General features: G+C 62.9%; 13 protein-coding genes. 3 read left to right on the top strand and 10 right to left on the bottom strand.

What is annotated here, in order from left to right:
* Nucleotides 1-27: 27 nt before the first annotated feature.
* The 4 genes from J2J99_RS02985 to mscL all read right to left on the bottom strand — a co-directional run bounded on the left by J2J99_RS02985 (nt 28) and on the right by mscL (nt 5,126).
* Nucleotides 28-1,989 (bottom strand): putative bifunctional diguanylate cyclase/phosphodiesterase, encoded by a 1,962-nt coding sequence (locus J2J99_RS02985; protein WP_168295864.1) that lies wholly within the window; start codon nt 1,987-1,989, stop codon nt 28-30.
* A gap of 113 nt (nt 1,990-2,102) precedes the next feature.
* Nucleotides 2,103-3,137, bottom strand: coding sequence for a UDP-glucose 4-epimerase GalE (gene galE, locus J2J99_RS02980; protein WP_168295863.1), 1,035 nt, complete (start codon nt 3,135-3,137; stop codon nt 2,103-2,105).
* A 198-nt stretch (nt 3,138-3,335) separates the two neighbouring features.
* Nucleotides 3,336-4,502 carry a pyridoxal phosphate-dependent aminotransferase gene (locus tag J2J99_RS02975; protein WP_168295862.1) on the bottom strand — a complete coding sequence of 389 codons (1,167 nt, stop codon included), beginning with the start codon at nt 4,500-4,502 and terminating at the stop codon, nt 3,336-3,338.
* 186 nt (nt 4,503-4,688) lie between these two features.
* The gene (gene mscL, locus J2J99_RS02970) at nt 4,689-5,126 is read right to left on the bottom strand and encodes a large conductance mechanosensitive channel protein MscL (protein ID WP_168295861.1); all 438 of its coding nucleotides are present in this window, start codon (nt 5,124-5,126) and stop codon (nt 4,689-4,691) included.
* Between the two features lie 221 nt (nt 5,127-5,347).
* On the opposite strand from mscL, the gene J2J99_RS02965 reads away from it, so the two are divergent.
* Nucleotides 5,348-8,851 (top strand): PAS domain-containing hybrid sensor histidine kinase/response regulator, encoded by a 3,504-nt coding sequence (locus J2J99_RS02965; protein WP_168295860.1) that lies wholly within the window; start codon nt 5,348-5,350, stop codon nt 8,849-8,851.
* Nucleotides 8,852-8,859: 8 nt separating this feature from the next.
* Here J2J99_RS02965 and J2J99_RS02960 read toward each other — a convergent pair whose 3' ends face one another.
* A complete protein-coding gene (locus J2J99_RS02960) occupies nt 8,860-9,417 on the bottom strand; it encodes a TetR/AcrR family transcriptional regulator (RefSeq protein WP_168295859.1) in 558 nt (185 codons plus the stop codon).
* Nucleotides 9,418-9,550: 133 nt separating this feature from the next.
* Between J2J99_RS02960 and J2J99_RS02955 the strand changes: the two genes are divergently transcribed.
* Entirely contained in the window at nt 9,551-10,753 is a 1,203-nt protein-coding gene (locus J2J99_RS02955) for an MFS transporter (RefSeq protein WP_168295858.1), read from the top strand.
* Nucleotides 10,754-10,768: 15 nt separating this feature from the next.
* Here J2J99_RS02955 and J2J99_RS02950 read toward each other — a convergent pair whose 3' ends face one another.
* Both J2J99_RS02950 and J2J99_RS02945 read right to left on the bottom strand, forming a co-directional pair.
* Nucleotides 10,769-11,164, bottom strand: a complete 396-nt coding sequence (locus tag J2J99_RS02950; protein ID WP_168296019.1) for a nuclear transport factor 2 family protein — start codon at nt 11,162-11,164, stop codon at nt 10,769-10,771.
* A 154-nt stretch (nt 11,165-11,318) separates the two neighbouring features.
* On the bottom strand, nt 11,319-11,723 hold the full coding sequence (locus J2J99_RS02945; protein ID WP_168295857.1) for a GFA family protein: 405 nt from the start codon (nt 11,721-11,723) through the stop codon (nt 11,319-11,321).
* 57 nt (nt 11,724-11,780) lie between these two features.
* Here J2J99_RS02945 and J2J99_RS02940 point away from each other — a divergent pair, with 57 nt between their 5' ends.
* Complete coding sequence (locus J2J99_RS02940; RefSeq protein ID WP_168295856.1) at nt 11,781-12,281, top strand: MarR family winged helix-turn-helix transcriptional regulator; 501 nt, start codon at nt 11,781-11,783, stop codon at nt 12,279-12,281.
* Between the two features lie 210 nt (nt 12,282-12,491).
* On the opposite strand, the gene J2J99_RS02935 is transcribed toward J2J99_RS02940, so the two are convergent.
* Genes J2J99_RS02935 through J2J99_RS02925 form a run of 3 tightly spaced genes read right to left on the bottom strand, consistent with a single transcriptional unit; the run spans nt 12,492 to nt 16,314 of the window.
* Nucleotides 12,492-14,705, bottom strand: coding sequence for a 3-hydroxyacyl-CoA dehydrogenase NAD-binding domain-containing protein (locus J2J99_RS02935; RefSeq protein WP_168295855.1), 2,214 nt, complete (start codon nt 14,703-14,705; stop codon nt 12,492-12,494).
* Nucleotides 14,706-14,719: 14 nt separating this feature from the next.
* The gene (locus J2J99_RS02930; RefSeq protein ID WP_168295854.1) at nt 14,720-15,103 is read right to left on the bottom strand and encodes a cupin domain-containing protein; all 384 of its coding nucleotides are present in this window, start codon (nt 15,101-15,103) and stop codon (nt 14,720-14,722) included.
* A 2-nt stretch (nt 15,104-15,105) separates the two neighbouring features.
* Nucleotides 15,106-16,314, bottom strand: a complete 1,209-nt coding sequence (locus J2J99_RS02925; protein ID WP_168295853.1) for an acetyl-CoA C-acetyltransferase — start codon at nt 16,312-16,314, stop codon at nt 15,106-15,108.
* Nucleotides 16,315-16,436: the final 122 nt, after the last annotated feature.

Below are 16,436 nucleotides of genomic sequence, written 5' to 3'. Positions count from 1 at the left end.
CATTTCAGGCCAGCCGGGATTGATCGGTCAGGCCGAAAGCGAATCCCGGGCGGATGCTTTGGCCTCGCAGCGGGCGGCATAGTCAACGGCAAGTTCCAACGGCAGCGGCCGCGAGAAATAATAGCCCTGGGCGAGGCGAACGCCGATCGCCTTCAGCCCCTCGGCGATCGCTTCGCTTTCGACGCCTTCGGCGACCGAGGCAATGCCGAGATTCTGGCAGAGGTTGGCGACCGACCGGGTGATGCTCATGCAGCGGGCGTCACGGTCGAAATTCATCACGAAACCCTTGTCGATCTTCAGCTTGTCGAAGGCGAGGCGATGAATGTGGCTGAGGCTCGAAAAGCCGGTGCCGAAATCGTCGAGCGCGATCGAGATGCCTGCGGCGCGCAGCATCGTGATCACCCGGTCGGCGGTATCGAAATCGGAGAGCAGCGCGGTCTCGGTGATTTCGAATTCGATGCGCCTGGGATCGGCGCCGGAGCGATTGATCATGGCGAGCAGCGCCATCGAGGTCTCGTGGTCGCAGATATCGCGGGCCGAGAGATTGAAGGACAGCCTCAAATGGCGCGGCATGATCGCCAGCGCTTCGAGCGCCTGGGCAAAGAGAATACGCGTCATGCGGCCGATCACGGCGGTGCGCTCGGCGGCGGGGATGAAGGCTGCGGGACTGATGCGGCCGAAGCGGGCGCTGTCCCAGCGGGCGAGCGCCTCATAGGCGACGACGCGGCCACTCTGCAATTCGACGATCGGCTGATAATCGAGCCTCATTTCGCTGGCGAAGTCATTTGCCTGCAACTCGAGTTCGATCAGGTGGCGCTGAGTCAGGATCTTCTCATGGTCGGCCGAGAAGAACTCGACGCCGCTGCTGCGCTTGCTCTTGACCTGATAGAGGGCGAAATCCGCCTTCTCGTAAAGATCTTCGGCCGTGTAACTGCCGGCATCGGGACAGACGATGCCGCAGGAACCGAAGACGCGGACCGAGCCGTCGGGGATTTCGTAAGGGTTGCGGACAGTGGCGCAAAGCGCCTGGCCGAGATCGGCGATCGCCTGGCGCGTCAACGAGCAGGGAAAGATGATGCCGAATTCATCGCCGCCGAGACGCGAGACGACGCCCTCCTCGCCGACCAGCACCGTGAAGCGCCGGGCCGTCTCCTTGAGCACCAGATCGCCGGCGGCATGACCGAAGACGTCGTTGACCGGCTTGAAGCCATCGAGATCGATGATGCCGATGACAGGCGGCGCAGCCGGATTTTTCTGCAGCCGTTCTTCCAGGGAGAGGAAGAAGCTGCGGCGATTGGCAAGGCCGGTCAGCTGGTCTTGCAGCGCGTTGCGGCTGTTGACCAAGTTCAGCTCCTCGGCTTCCTCCTGCTTCTGCTTCAGCTCCTCGGTCAGTTGCACCAGGCCGACGAAATTCTGGAAATAGCTGTTGATCACCCTGAGGAAGGGCAGGATCAGGAAAAGGCCGCTGACGGCGGTGGCGACGAAAACCGGATTGCCGGAAAACATGAAGGTCGCAATCATGGCCGAGAAGGTGATGACCGTGGTCATCGCCGCCGCCATCGGCAGGTGCGTCAGGCAGAAGATGCAGGAAATGCCCGCCACGACGAGGAAATAGGCTATCTGACCCTGTTGGGAAGCGTCGCCATATTGGTAAAGCGCGATAGACCAGCCGCCGAAGGCGACGGTCAGGATGCCGGCGCCCGATATGGTCACCTTCATCAGCTTATAGGCCCGCTCGGCGGTGATGTCTTCCTTGCCTCTGATCTCCCACCAGCAGAGACGGAAGACACAGACGACGCTCAAGGTTACTGGAATATAGAGGGAAAGCCACAGGGGCGCGGATTCGAGATGGGTGATCGCCACCGCAAGCGCATTGATGATCAGCAGGATATAGAGAGTGGGGATCTGCGCCGACAGGGCCCGAAACTGCGCCACCAGAAGCGTCGGATTATCTTTTCGCAGCTGCAATGAGGCCAGAAAGTTCTTCATCTTCTCCTATCCGTCGGCCGGCGCCAGCCTGAGAAAGCTTGGGTGTCCCCTTTTTCGTACCGTCATCGGCCCGCCGGCGCGAGGATTGCAAGCAGGCTGCTGCCGCGCACCGTTCAGAACGATGCGGCGGCCAGCGCCCGGTGGATGCTGTGCAGGTCGTCGATATCTCTGTTCGACAGGAAGAGCTCCCAATCGAGTGAGCTCTGGACGATGGTTTCAAGCGAATCGTGGCGGGGCTTCCAGTCGAGCACCTGCCGGGCGAGCGAAGCGTCGGCGACGACGCTCGCCGAGTCGCCGGGGCGGCGCGGCGCCATATGGATCTTGAAGGAATGCCCGTGCAGGCGGGTGACCATGTTCAGCACGTCAAGCACCGAATAACCGCTGCCATAACCGCAATTGGCAACCAGCGAGCCTTTGTCTTTGCGCAGATGCTGCAGCGCTTTCAGATGCGCATCGGCGAGATCGGTGACATGGATGTAGTCGCGCACGCCGGTCCCGTCATGGGTGGGATAGTCGATGCCGTAGACATGGACGCTGTCGCGTTTGCCAAGTGCTGCCTCGCAGGCAACCTTGATCAGATGCGTGGCCCCCGCGGTCGACTGGCCGGTGCGGCGATCAGGGTCGGCGCCGGCGACGTTGAAGTAACGGAGCGCGACATAGTTGAAATCATAGGCGGCGGCGGCGTCGCGCAGCATGAATTCGCTCATCAGCTTCGACTGGCCGTAGGGATTTTCCGGATTGAGGGAGGCATTCTCCTTCACCGGCCGGTCGGTCTGCGGCTGACCGTAGACGGCCGCCGTCGACGAAAAGACGAAATTGCGGATGCCGGCCTTGATCGCGGCGGAGAGAAGCGCCCGGGTCTTGCCGGAGTTGTTGTCGTAATACGAAAGCGGATCGGCGACCGAGACCGGGACGACGGCGGAGCCGGCGAAATGGATGATCGACTCGATGTCGTTTTCGATGAAGATCTTCTTCAGGATGTCGGCATCGGCAATGTCGCCGAGGTAGAAACGCGCCGCCGGGGCCACGGCCCAGCGGAAGCCGGTGGAGAGGCGGTCGAGCACGACCACATCCTCGCCCGCATCGATGAGCGCCCAAACCATGTGACTGCCAATATAACCGGCCCCGCCCGTCACCAAAACCGCCATGTCCCACACCCCTGCTTTCGCTTTTTAGAAGCAGGGGCATCAGGCGCCGGTTTTTCTTTCCAATTTTCTTATCGCGGGGCCGTTCGAGGGCCTTTGAACCGGTATGTTTGGAGTCGTGGTTAGAGGCTGATTTCGGGCTTTGCTCAAGTTTTAGCGATCGGTCGATTCCGGCACGAAACCGACCGGCCGGGCAACTTCTCAGCGCCTGAGGATATAGTCGCAGAGACGCTCGGCAGCGACCGCCACCTGGCCCGGATCGCGCAGGAAACAGGCCCGCAGGAAAAGCTCGCCGCCGGCGCCGAACGCGGTCCCGGGGGCGAGACCGACTCCCGTCTTATCGACGATGTTGATCGCGGCCTGGCGGCTGTCGCTGACCCCGTCGATCTTCAGAAAGGCATAGAGCGCGCCGTCCGGCTTCAGCGTTTCGACGCGGTTGGTGGCAATCAGCGCATCGCAGAGAATGTCGCGGCAACGGGCGGCCCTGGCGATGTTGGCGCTCACGAAATCGTCGCCTTGATCGAGCGCCGCGACGGCGCCTTTCTGCATGAACTGCGCCACACCCGATGTCGAATATTGGATGAGGTTTTCGAGCACCTGTCCCATCTCCGGCGGAGCGACGATCCAGCCGACGCGCCAGCCGGTCATCGACCAGTTCTTCGAGAAGGAATTGACGAAGATGATCTTGTCGCCCTCTTCCATGATGTCGAGGAAGGACGGCGCACGGCCGCCGGCAAAGTGATAGAGCACGTAGATTTCATCCGCCATGATCCAGAGATCATGTTTGCGGGCAAGGGCCAGGATTTCGCCGAGATCCTTTCTGGTTGCGGTCCAGCCGGTCGGATTCGACGGCGTATTGATGAACAGACCCCGGGTCTTTGGCGTGATCGCGGCTTCGATGCGGTCGAGATCGAGCCCCCATCTGCCGCCTTCGAACTGCAGTTCGACGCCGACGGCGCGCGCACCGGCTATTTCCAGCGCGGCAGCGATATTCGGCCAGGCCGGGGTGAGATAGACGAACTCGTCGCCGGGCGAGGTCAGCGCCTGCACGGAGATCTGGATCGCCTGCATGCCGGAGCCGGTGACGTAGAAATGTTCGACCGGCAGCCGGACGGAAAAATGTCTGACATAATAATCCGACAGCGCCCGGCGAAGCTCGGGAATGCCGCGCTGCCAGGTGTAGAAGGTCTCGCCGGCGGCCAGCGCTTCCATCGCCGCCCGGCTGATGAAATCGGGCGTCGGCAGATCGCCTTCACCCACCCAGAGCGGCAGCAGGCCTTCGCGGCCGCGGGCATAATTGACGACTTCGACGATCCCGCTTTCGGGCGCCGCCAAGGCGCGCGGGCTGAGGCTGTTCATGATCGACATGCAGATCTCCGGTTTGCGCCTTCATAGAGGATTTGCGACCGCAAATCCCATGATAACAAGTGATGGCATATCGATTTTCGTGATGGATGGCCGGCGCGGCCGACGTGCTGAGGGCGGGCGGAGCCCTTGTGGAGCCACCACGACGTGCATCAATATGCCGGCCTGAGCCGCCGGTCCCAGCCGCGATCAGACCGCCGGGCGCTTGGCGAGGAGATCGCGGATCTCCGTCAGCAGCAGGACGTCCGCCGGCGGCGGGGGCAGTTCTTCCGGTGCGGCCTTCTCCTGGCGCTCGACCTGCATGCGCAGATAATTCACGCCCTTGACCATCAGGAAGATGATCCAGGCAAGGATCAGGAAGTTGATGAGCACGGTGAGGAAGCTGCCATAGGCAAAGACCGCGCCTTGTGCGCGGGCGGCGGCAAGCGTCGGCGCGTTGACGGCCGACGAGAGCGGCAGGAAATAATTGGAAAAATCGAAGCCGCCGAAAATGGCGCCGACGATCGGCATGATAAGGTCATCGACCAGCGATTTGACGATGCCGCCGAAGGCGCCGCCGATGATGACGCCGACCGCAAGATCCATGACATTGCCGCGGGCGATAAAGGCCTTGAACTCATTGAGCATCCGATCCGTCTCCCTTCGATCCATTTCAGAGATATGCAGTTGTTTTCATTAGCTACATCTTCACTGCAATTAATCAATTGCAAATCGCAATAATCCCGCAAAGGACTGCGCGCAGTCTTTGACTTAAGGCTTAGACGGGCAGGAATTTTCAAGGCTCCTGAAATGACTTAAGCTCACCTGCATTGCGGGAGGTGCCGGCGCCTGTCGCCGGCGGAGGGTCAATGCTTCCAGGCTGGGTCATATTCGCGTCTGCCTTCGGCTATCTGCTGCTGCTGTTCGCCGTGGCAAGCTATGGCGACCGCAAGAACCGCGGCCCGGGCTCGCTGGAGGGCGGATGGCCGGTCGTCTATGCGCTGAGCCTGGCGATCTACTGCACCTCCTGGACCTATTTCGGCAGCGTCGGGCTTGCCGCGCAGCGCGGCCTGGAATTTGCCGGCATCTATATCGGCCCGATCCTGGTCTTCACGCTCGGCATGCCGCTGCTTCGCCGCATCATCGAGCTCGCCAAGGCGGAGAAGCTCACCTCCGTCGCCGATTTCGTCGCCGCCCGCTACGGCAAGAACCCGACGGTCGCCACCATCGTCGCGCTGATCTCGCTGATCGGCACCATTCCCTATATCGCGCTGCAGCTGAAGGCGATCTCCAGCACCGTCAGCGCCATGGTCAACCCGTCCGATTACGGCATCGGCAGCGGCAATCTCTATTTTCTCGATCTGCCGCTCGTCGCGACGCTGGTGCTTGCCTGCTTCGCCATCATGTTCGGGACGCGGCATACCGATGCGACGGAACATCAGGACGGGCTGATCCTCGCGGTTTCGATGGAATCGGTGGTCAAGCTGGTTGCCTTCCTGACGGCCGGCATCTGCGTCATCTGGTTTCTTTTCGATGGTCCGACCGACCTCTGGCAGAAGACCGTCGAAAACAGCCTGGTGATGTCGGCGCTGAATTATCACACGCCGATCAGCCGCTGGATCACCCTGATCGCACTGTCGGCCTTCGCGATCATCATGCTGCCGCGGCAATTTCACGTGACGGTCGTGGAAAACCGGACGGCGAAACAGCTGAAACTCGCCGGCTTTCTGTTTCCCGTCTATCTGATCGCAATCAATCTCTTCGTGCTGCCGGTGGCGATCGGCGGGCTGCTGACCTTCGGCGGCGCCGGCAATGCCGATTTCTACATGCTGTCGCTGCCGCTTGCCGGCGAGATGCCGGTGGTTTCGCTGATCACCTTCATCGGCGGCTTCTCCGCCGCAACGGCGATGGTCATCGTCGATTCCGTGGCGCTGTCGATCATGGTGTCGAACGACATCATCATGCCGATCTTCCTGCGGCGCAAACTCGCCGGCCGCACCGGCCAGCGCGACGATTTCGCCAAGACGCTGCTGAACATCCGCCGCAGCGCGATCTTCGCCGTGCTGTTGTTCGGTTACGCCTACTACCGCTCGACCGACAGCACGGCGGGGCTGGCCTCGATCGGCCTTCTCTCGTTCGCGGCGATCGCGCAGATCGCCCCTGCCCTGTTCGTCGGACTGATCTGGCGGCGGGCAAATGCGCGCGGCGCCATCCTCGGGCTGACGTCCGGCTTCGTCATCTGGATCTATCTGCTGTTCCTGCCGTCGCTCGGCGGCCCCGATTATTCGCATGTGGCAAGCGCCGTGCTCGGCTTCATCTTCCCCGGCGCCACGCTGTTTACCGCGCCCGACGCCGACCCGCTGGTCAATGCGACCCTAATGAGCCTGCTCGTCAACACCGCTTTCGTCATCGTCGGATCGCTCACCCGCAATGCCAGGCCGCTGGAACGCATCCAGGCCGGCATTTTCGTCAAACGGCATTCACGCTCGCAATTTGCCACGCGCGGCTGGAAAACCCGCATCAGCGTCGGCGACCTCAAGGCGGCAATCTCGCGCTACCTCGGCGAGGAGCGCATGCAGCGCTCGCTGACGACCTATGAGCAAAGTTCCGGCCGCAAGCTGGAGGACGAGCAGCCGGCCGACATGGCGCTGATCCATTTCAGCGAACAGCTGCTCGGCAGCGCCATCGGCTCCTCCTCGGCGCGGCTGGTGCTGTCGTTGATCCTTCAGAAGATCGAAGATGCCTCCTCCGACACCGCCTGGCTGCTCGACCAGGCGAGCGAGGCGCTGCAATATAACCAGGACATGCTGCAGACCGCGCTGTCGCAGATGGACCAGGGCATTGCCGTCTTCGACAGCTCCAACCGGCTGACGATCTGGAACCGCCGCTTCCGGCAATTGCTCGACCTGCCGGAGAATGCCGGCCAGGTCGGTTTTCCCCTGGCCGATATCGTCACCATTCTCAGCCAGCGCGGCGACATCGCGCCCGGCGACCTGCAGCAGACGGTGCGGCATTTCCTGACGCTCGACAAACCCTTCGCGCTGGTGCTCGGCGGCGGCGAGCGGATCATCGAGGTGCGCTCCAATGCCATGCCCGACAAGGGCATCGTCGCCACCTTCACCGACATCACCCAGCGCGTCAGCGCCGATCAGGCGCTGAAACAGGCGAACGAGACGCTGGAGCAGCGCGTCGCCGAACGCACGGCGGAACTCACCCGCGTCAACCGCGAACTCGCCGAAGCGCGGGCCGCCGCCGACGAGGCGAATATCGGCAAGACCCGTTTCTTCGCCGCCGCCGGCCACGACATCCTGCAGCCGCTCAACGCCGCCAGGCTCTATTCCTCGGCGCTGGTCGAGCGCATGGCGCAATCCGACAACAGCCCGATCGTGCGCAACATCGATTCGGCGCTGGAATCGGTCGAAACCATTCTCGGCGCGGTGCTCGATATCTCCAGGCTCGACACCGGCGCCATGCGGCCGCGGCTTGCCTCAGTGGCGCTTTCCGACCTGTTGGAGCGGATCGAGACCGATTTTGCGCCGATCGCCCGGGAAAAACAGCTGAAGCTGGTGGTCATGCCGACGTCGCTCAGGGTCCGCTCCGATCCGAACCTGCTGCGCCGGCTGGTGCAGAACCTGGTTTCCAACGCCATCAAATACACGATTAGCGGTAAGGTGCTGGTCGGGGCGCGGCGGCGCGGCAACCAGGTGATCATCCAGGTAATCGATTCCGGCATCGGCATTCCGCCGTCGAAATTCCGCACCGTGTTCAAGGAATTCGCGCGGCTCGACGAAGGAGCGAAAACCGCCTCCGGTCTCGGGCTCGGCCTTTCGATCGTCGACCGCATCGCCCGCGTTCTCAATCATCCGGTCGAGCTGCAGTCGACACACGGCAGGGGAACGGAGTTCCGCATCGCCATGCCGCTCGACGTCTCGCGCCCGGCCGAGGCGGTCGCAGCCGCGGCGCCGACCGACCGGCCCGCGCAGCCGCTCAAGGGGCTGAAGGTGCTCTGCATCGATAACGAGCCGAAAATCCTCGAAGGCATGCGGTTGCTGCTCAGCGGCTGGGGCTGCGAGGTGACGGCGGCGGACCGCCTGGCCGATGTGAGCGCAGCTGATGGCCGTGACAGACCGCCGGACCTCGTCATCGCCGATTATCATCTAGACGACGGCACCGGCATAGCCGCGATCCTGCATCTGCGCCGGCAGTTCGGCGTCGATATCCCCGCTTTGCTTGTTACCGCCGACCGCACGCCGGAAGTGCGCAGCGAGGCCGAGCGGCACGATATCGCCGTCCAGCACAAGCCGGTGCGGCCGGCAGCGCTGCGTGCCTATATCACCCAGATATCCGGGTTGAAACGCGCGGCTGCCGAATAACAGGCAGTTCAGTCGCTCGCGCGTACGACACGCGAAACGAGATCGCGCACATGCGCGGTATCCGGCACGTCGGCGAACAGGATGCGATACATGATCGGCGCCACCACCTGATCCATGACACTGTCGACATCGGGGAAGGTCTCACCACGAAGCTTTGCCCTCTCGGCGATGACGTCGATCTGCTGACGCGTATATTCTGCGCATTTGCAAGCGTTAACCCCCGCCTGCGCCGCCAGCACGTCGCGGATCATCTCTCGGCCCGGCCCCGAAGCCATCTCCTCGGCATATTGCTCGGCCCAGGCTTCAAGATCGGCCTTGCCGCTGCCGGCATCGACCGGCTGCATGTCCGGCCGCAGCCGCTCGACGGCGACATCGGCAAGCAGTTCCTGCAGATCGCCCCAGCGGCGATAGATGGTCGACGGCGTCACACCCGCCCTGGCGGCGATCAACGGGATGGTCACCTCGGCGCGGTTCATCTCGGCCAGCAACTCGCGGGCAGCTTTGTGCACCGAGGCCTGAACCCGGGCGCTTCTACCGCCCGGCCGGAGATTTTCTTTCACTGCCATTTCGACGCCGGCTCCCCCTGACACTTATCGTTCAAATTCTTTGACAGACCCATAAACGCAAATAATTTGCCTTTATGATCCATCCGTCCTACATGGAGCTAACGCAACGCCTTAGCTTTAAGAGGGCTTATACATGGTCGCCGCAGCCAAATCCACAGAGAATGCGCCTCATCCCTCGATCGGCTTTCACGCGCTGACGCTCGCCACTTTTTTCGGCGCCTCGGCGGCGCCGACGCCGCTCTATCGGATCTATCAGGAGAATTTCTCGCTCTCGCCGGTGCTGATCACGGTGGTCTTTGCCGTCTACGCCTTCGCGCTGCTGGCGGCGCTGTTGATCGCCGGTTCGATCTCCGACCATCTCGGCCGCAAGCCGGTGATCTTCTTCGCTCTCGTGCTCGAAATCGCAGCCATGGGCCTCTTCGTCGTCGCCAGCGGCCCCGGCTGGCTGATCGCGGCGCGGATCGTGCAGGGTATTGCGACCGGGATTGCCGGCGCCTCGCTCGGAGCCGCTCTCGTCGATGTCGACCGGGCCAAGGGGCAGATCGTCAATTCGATCGCGCCGCTTTGCGGCATGGCGGTCGGCGCGGTCGGCACCAGCGCCCTGATCCAATATGGGCCTTTCCCGATGCATCTCATTTATGCGCTGCTGCTTCTTGCCTTCATGCTGCTGGCGGCGGCCATCTGGCTGACGCGCGAGACCGGCGGCAGGCGGCCGGGCGCCCTCGGCTCCCTGATCCCCAGGGTCGCCATTCCCCCGCAGGTAAAACGGCCGCTCTCGCTGGTGACGCCGATCAATATCGCCAACTGGACGCTTGCCGGCTTCTACCTTTCGCTGGTGCCGTCGCTGGTCGCCAGCACGACCGGCAGCAGGGCGCCGCTAACCGGCGGGGCCGTCGTCACCGCGTTGATGGTCAGCGGCGCGATCGCCGTCTATCTCAGGCGCAGCAAGACGGCATCGGCCAATCTGGGTTTCGGCGTGTCGGCAAAGACGCTCGGGATCCTGACGGTCGTTGCCGGCGTGCATCTCGCCAATGTACCGCTGCTGCTCATCGGCACCGTCTTCACCGGCGCCGGTTTCGGCACCAATTTCCTCGGCTCGATCGGCACCATCATGCCGCTCGCCAAAGCGGATGAGCGCGCCGGCCTGCTTGCCGCCTTCTATGTCCAGAGCTATCTCGCCTTCAGCCTGCCGGCGATCCTCGCCGGCTTCCTGGCGAAATCGGCCGGCTATGGCTTGACCACCGATATCTATGCGACAGCGATCCTGCTTCTGATGGGCATCGGCATCATCGCTGTCCGGAGCGGCCGGCGGAAGCTGGCGGAGAACCCTGCCTGACATCCGAGGTCCGAGTCACGGCTGAAGATCGAGCAGTGCGCGGCCGCTGCCATCCATGGCGAAGGGCACCGAGGCGTGCTGGTGAGCGACGATCCATTTCCCGTCACGCTTGACGAGGCCGAGGGTCTGGCGGAACCAGAGATCGACTTCGGTGCCATCGGTCTTGGTTCCGGTCATGCGCATGAGACCGCTCCAGAACGCGACATCGCCGCCGACCGTCAGCTTGGCATCGCGCACTTCGCCGCCGATCGGGCCGTCCCACGTGTCGAACCACGCCCGCAGACTCGCCTCGTCCCGGCCGTAAAAGGCGAGCGGCGGCGCCAGGGAAAACTCGACGGAATCCTCCGCCTCGTAGGAAAGCGCCTCCTCGGCGTTCTTTTCGCCGAGCGCCCTTGCCCGCATCATCAGCATGGCGATGATCGCTTCTTCCTCGATCCTGACCTTCGTTTCATCGTTCACGCTCGTTCTCCTTTTCGCTATGGACAGAGGACGAACGGGAGGACGACGATCCGACAAGGGAGCATTCCGCTCGTGCAGTTCCGAACGCAAAACCGCTGGAATTGCTTCAGAGATAACTCGTCACCGCCGGCTCGTTCCACCAGGCATCGTGCCTGCCGTCGGCGTAACGCACCGGCAGCGCCGCCAGTTCCTCAGGGGTGATATCGTCGAGGCAGGCGATGTTGATCGAGACATAGGCGCCGCCGATCGCCTCGACATAACCGTCTCCAAATGCTGGCACGCCGCAGGTGCGGCAGAAGCGGTGATGGCCGCTCATCGTGTTGAACTGATAGTCGGCCATAACCGCTTCGTCGCACATCAGCCGGAAATCCTCGGGCTTGACGTTGGCGCCCCAATAGCGCCGCTTGGCGCAGATCGAGCAATTGCAGCGACCAGTGCCTGCTTCGAGATCGATATCCACCTCGTAATTCACTTTGCCGCAGTGGCAGCTTCCTTTGTAGGCCTTCTTCATGATGATCTCCTCCTTGGCGTTGCAGCGGGCGCAGACTTAGGACAATATGTTGTCATTATGAATGAGTTACAGAATCGACAACATGTTGTCAAACAAAATCGACCGGAGCGAACCGTGGGAGGGGATGCCTTTGCCGCTTTCGCGATCACGGCCCTGCGTCTGGCCGCCCATCTGACGGCGGCCGGTGATCGGCTGGCAAAACCGGCGGGACAAACGAGTGCGCGCTGGCAGGTGCTGGCGACGGCGCGGCGTGGTGACATGTCGGTAGCGCAGATCGCCCGCACCCTCGGCCTCGCCCGCCAGGGTGTGCAGCGGCTTACCGATGTGCTGGCGGGCGAAGGCCTGATCGCCTATGCCGAGAATCCGCAGCACCAGCGCGCCAAGCTGGTGCGGCTGACGGGCGAAGGGGCGGAGCGGCTGGGGGTGATCGAGATGGCGCAGGCCGGATGGGCGGATGGGCTTGGGGCGGCGTTTGCATCGGCGGAGCTCGATGCGGCGCGGGCTGTCATGGCGCGGGTGATGGGAATGCTGGAGGAGGCCGAAGTGTCGAGCGGGTGAGTGCTGCCCTGCGACCGCCGAGAGAAAATGGCGCGATCTCTTTAATGTCGTGCCGTGTGGCGGCCACCTCTGCCCTGCCGGGGCATCAAGACGGAGAATGGATTCGGTGAGCCGGCAACTTGCCGATCTGCCCACCTGTGGGAAGATACCCGGCAAAGCGGAGGGGGCTGCCACGGCACGACAGAAAAGGCAGTCCGCCCAAAAACAGCCTTACGCCGCCTTCCCGATCTTCGCATAGGGATCGAACCGGCCATAGAAGGCCTCGCCCTTGGCGGCCATGTCCTTCAGCAGCGGCGTCGGCTTGAAGTGATCTCCGTAAGCCCCTGCTAACTTTTCTGCCAATTCGACGAAAGCCTTCACACCCATGCCGTCGATATAGCTCAGCGCCCCGCCGGTATAGGGCGCGAAGCCGAAGCCGAGGATCGAGCCGACGTCGGCTTCGCGCGGGTCGGTGACGATGCCTTCCTCGACGGTGCGGGCGGCCTCCAGCGCGATGGTGACGAGGAAGCGCTGTTTGAGGACGGCAACATCGACCTCGTCCGCCGTCTTTTGCGGATAGAAGCTCCTAAGCTCCGGCCAGAGCGATTTCTTCGCCGGTTTGGGCGGATAGTCATAGAAGCCCTTGGAGTTTTTGCGGCCGAAGCGGCCCTCCTTTTCCACCATGCGGGAGATCAGCTCCATATGCCTGGGGTCGATCGCCTTTTCGCCGAGGTCGGCAACGGTGGCCTTGAGGATCTTCAGTGACAGGTCGATCGCCACCTCGTCGTTGAGCGCCAGGGGACCGACCGGCATGCCGGCCATCTTGGCGGCATTCTCGATCATGACCGGCGGCACGCCCTCGATCAGCATGTCGTAGCTTTCCGACATGTAGCGCAGCACGCAGCGATTGACGAAGAAGCCGCGGGTGTCGTTGACGACGATCGGCGTCTTCTTGATCGCCGCGACATAATCGAGCGCGACGGCCAGCGCCTTGTCGCCGGTCTCCTTGCCGAGAATGACCTCGGTCAGCATCATCTTCTCGACCGGCGAGAAGAAGTGGATGCCGATGAAATCGGCGGGGCGTTTGGAATTCTTCGCAAGGCCCGTGATCGGCAGCGTCGAGGTATTGGAGGCGAAGATCGCGCCCTCGGGCAGCACGGCTTCAACCGCCGCGATGACTGATTTCTTCACCTGGCGATCCTCGAACACCGCCTCGATGACGAGATCGGCAGTAGAGAGCCCGGCATAGTCGGCCGAAGGGGTGATGCGGGAGAGAAGGGCTGCAGCCTCGTCCTGCGTAAACCGCCCCTTACCGACGGAATCCTTGACGAGCCCCTCGCACACGGCCTTGCCCTTGGCGGCAGCTTCCATGTCGCGGTCGATCAGGGTCACCGGGAGACCGGCAGCGGCAGTGACATAGGCGATCGAAGCGCCCATGAAGCCGGCGCCGACGACGCCGACATGCTTGAGTTCGGACTTGGGGATGCCGGCCGGGCGGCGGGCGCCTTTGCCGAGTTCCTGCATCGAGATGAACAGCGAGCGGATCATCGAGAAGGCTTCGCGGGTCTGCAGCACCTCGGTGAAATAACGCTGCTCGATCTTCAGGCCGGTATCGAAGGGCACCTGCAGGCCTTCATAGACGCATTTCAGGATGGCGAGCGCGGCGGGGTAATTGCCCGAGGTTTCGCGGCGCAGGATTGCCGGTGCAGCCGGCCAGAGCTGGGCCGAGGCCGGCGTCCAGATGCCGCCGCCCGGCAGCTTGAAGCCCTTCTCGTCCCAGGGGGCGACCGGCTTCAGGCCGTCCTTGATCATCTGCTTGGCGGCGGGGATCAACTGGTCCGGCTCGACCACCTGATGCACGAGGTTCATTGCCTTGGCGCGGGAGCCGCTCAGCGACTGGCCGGTCGTCATCATCTGCAGCGCATCCTGGGCATTGGCGAGCCGCGGCACACGCTGGGTGCCGCCGGCGCCGGGGAAGATGCCGACCTTGACCTCGGGCAGTGCGATCTTGACGCTCTTGGCATTGGAGGCGACACGGCCGTGGCAGGCGAGCGACAGTTCGAAGGCGCCGCCCATGCAGGTGCCGTTGATCGCCGACACCCAGGGCTTGCCCGAGGTTTCGAGCTTGCGGAACAGGCTGCTCATGCGGCCGACAAGGCCAAAGAGCGTCCGAACGGCCGTTTGCGGGCTCCTTGCCTTCTCCTCCTGATAGGAACTGAACATCGACTTGATCATCGACAAATCGGCGCCGCCGGAGAAGGAGGACTTGCCCGAAGTGAAAACGACACCCTTGACGGCGGCGTCAGCGGTCGTTGTGTCTATGATCGCATTGAGCTCTTCCATCACCTCGGCGGTGAAGACGTTCATCGATTTGCCGGGCATGTCCCAGGTGACGAGAGCGATGCCGTCGGCGTCGGTTTCGAGCGTGAAATTGGTATAGGTCATTGGGTTCCTCCCGATCAGCCCGGCAAGTGGCTGCGCTGCGCGTCTACGGTCTTGGTCTTTTCGGTGATGACATCGCCGGTATGCTTTGTCTGCGACGGCTCGAAAAGCACGATCCAGCATTCCTCTTCGGCGATAGGATTATGCTCGACACCCCTCGGCACGACATGAAAATCACCGGCTTTGAGATGCACATGCGGGCGATCGCGATATTCGATGGTAAGCGCCCCCTTCCAGATGAGGAAAAGCTCGTCCTCGTCGCGGTGGGAATGCCAGGTGAGCTGGCCCCTAACCTTGGCGAGCTTGACGCTCTGGCCGTTGAGATCGGCGATGACGCGGGGCGACCAGTGCTCGGCGACCTCGGCATATTCGGCTTCGATCGTGCCGGTGTTGAAGCCCATCGTCAGACCCTCTCGATAACCGTTGCGGTGCCCATGCCAGCGCCGATGCAGAGCGTTACCAGCGCGGTATTGAGATCGCGGCGTTCGAGTTCGTCGAGCACCGTGCCGAGGATCATCGCGCCGGTGGCGCCGAGCGGGTGACCCATGGCGATGGCGCCGCCATTGACGTTAATTCTGTCGTGGTCGATGTCGAAGGCCTGCATGTAGCGCAGTACGACAGCCGCGAAGGCCTCATTGAGTTCGAAGAGGTCGATGTCGGCAAGGCGCATGCCGGTCCGCTTCAACAGCTTTTCGGTCACGTCGACAGGACCGGTCAGCATCAGCGCCGGATCGGAGCCGATATTGGCGAAGGCCTTGATGCGGGCGCGGGGCTTGATCCCCATGCTCTCCCCACCCGCCTTCGAGCCGAGCAGGACGACGCCGGCGCCATCGACGATGCCGGAGGAATTGCCGGCATGGTGGACATAGTTGATGCGCTCGATCTCGGGATGCGCCTGGATGCCGACGGCTTCGAAACCGCCCATCTCGCCGGGCATCTGGAAGGAGGGGTTGAGCGAAGCGAGCGCCTGCATGTCGGTGCCCGGGCGCATATGCTCATCCTTGTCGAGGATCGTCAGGCCGTTCTGATCCTTGACCGGGACGACCGACTTGTCGAACCATCCCTGCTCCCAGGCATGTCCGGCACGCTTCTGGCTCTCGACGGCATAGGCGTCGACATCGGTTCTGCTGAAACCGTATTTGGTGGCGATGAGATCGGCGGAGACGCCCTGCGGCATGAAATAGGCGGGAAAATTCACCGAAGGGTCCATGAACCAGGCGCCGCCCGACATGCCGAGACCGACGCGCGACATGCTTTCGACGCCGCCCGCGATGACGATGTCGGCGGCGCCCTGGGCGATCTTGCCGGCACCGAAATTGACGGCATCGAGGCCGGAGGCGCAGAAGCGGGAGATCTGCATGCCGGGTGCCTTGGTGGAATAACCAGCTTCGAAGGCGGCCGCCTTGGGGATGACGGCGCCGGCATCCATCACCGGATCGACGCAGCCCATGATGATGTCGTCGACCGTCTGCGTATCGAGCCCGTTGCGGTCGCGGATCGCTTCCAGCGTCTTGGCCGCCAGACGGACGGAGGGCACCTCATGCAGGGCGCCGTCCTTCTTGCCGCGGCCGCGCGGCGTGCGGACGTGATCGTAAATGAAAACCTCGGTCATTGTCTCGTCTCCCTGACGGCGCCGATGCGCCTTCGAAATCTGCGAAAACCAGATAGCCCTTCGTCTAAACTCAGGGCGTTCGGCGCTCGAAACGATTCACCGGATCGTTTCGTCGGCTACGC

It is taken from the genome of Rhizobium binae, from assembly GCF_017357225.1.
GTDB classification, from domain to species: Bacteria; Pseudomonadota; Alphaproteobacteria; order Rhizobiales; family Rhizobiaceae; genus Rhizobium; species Rhizobium binae.
Note: the sequence above shows the minus strand (reverse complement) of the source record. Positions and strands in the feature narration are given on the sequence as shown.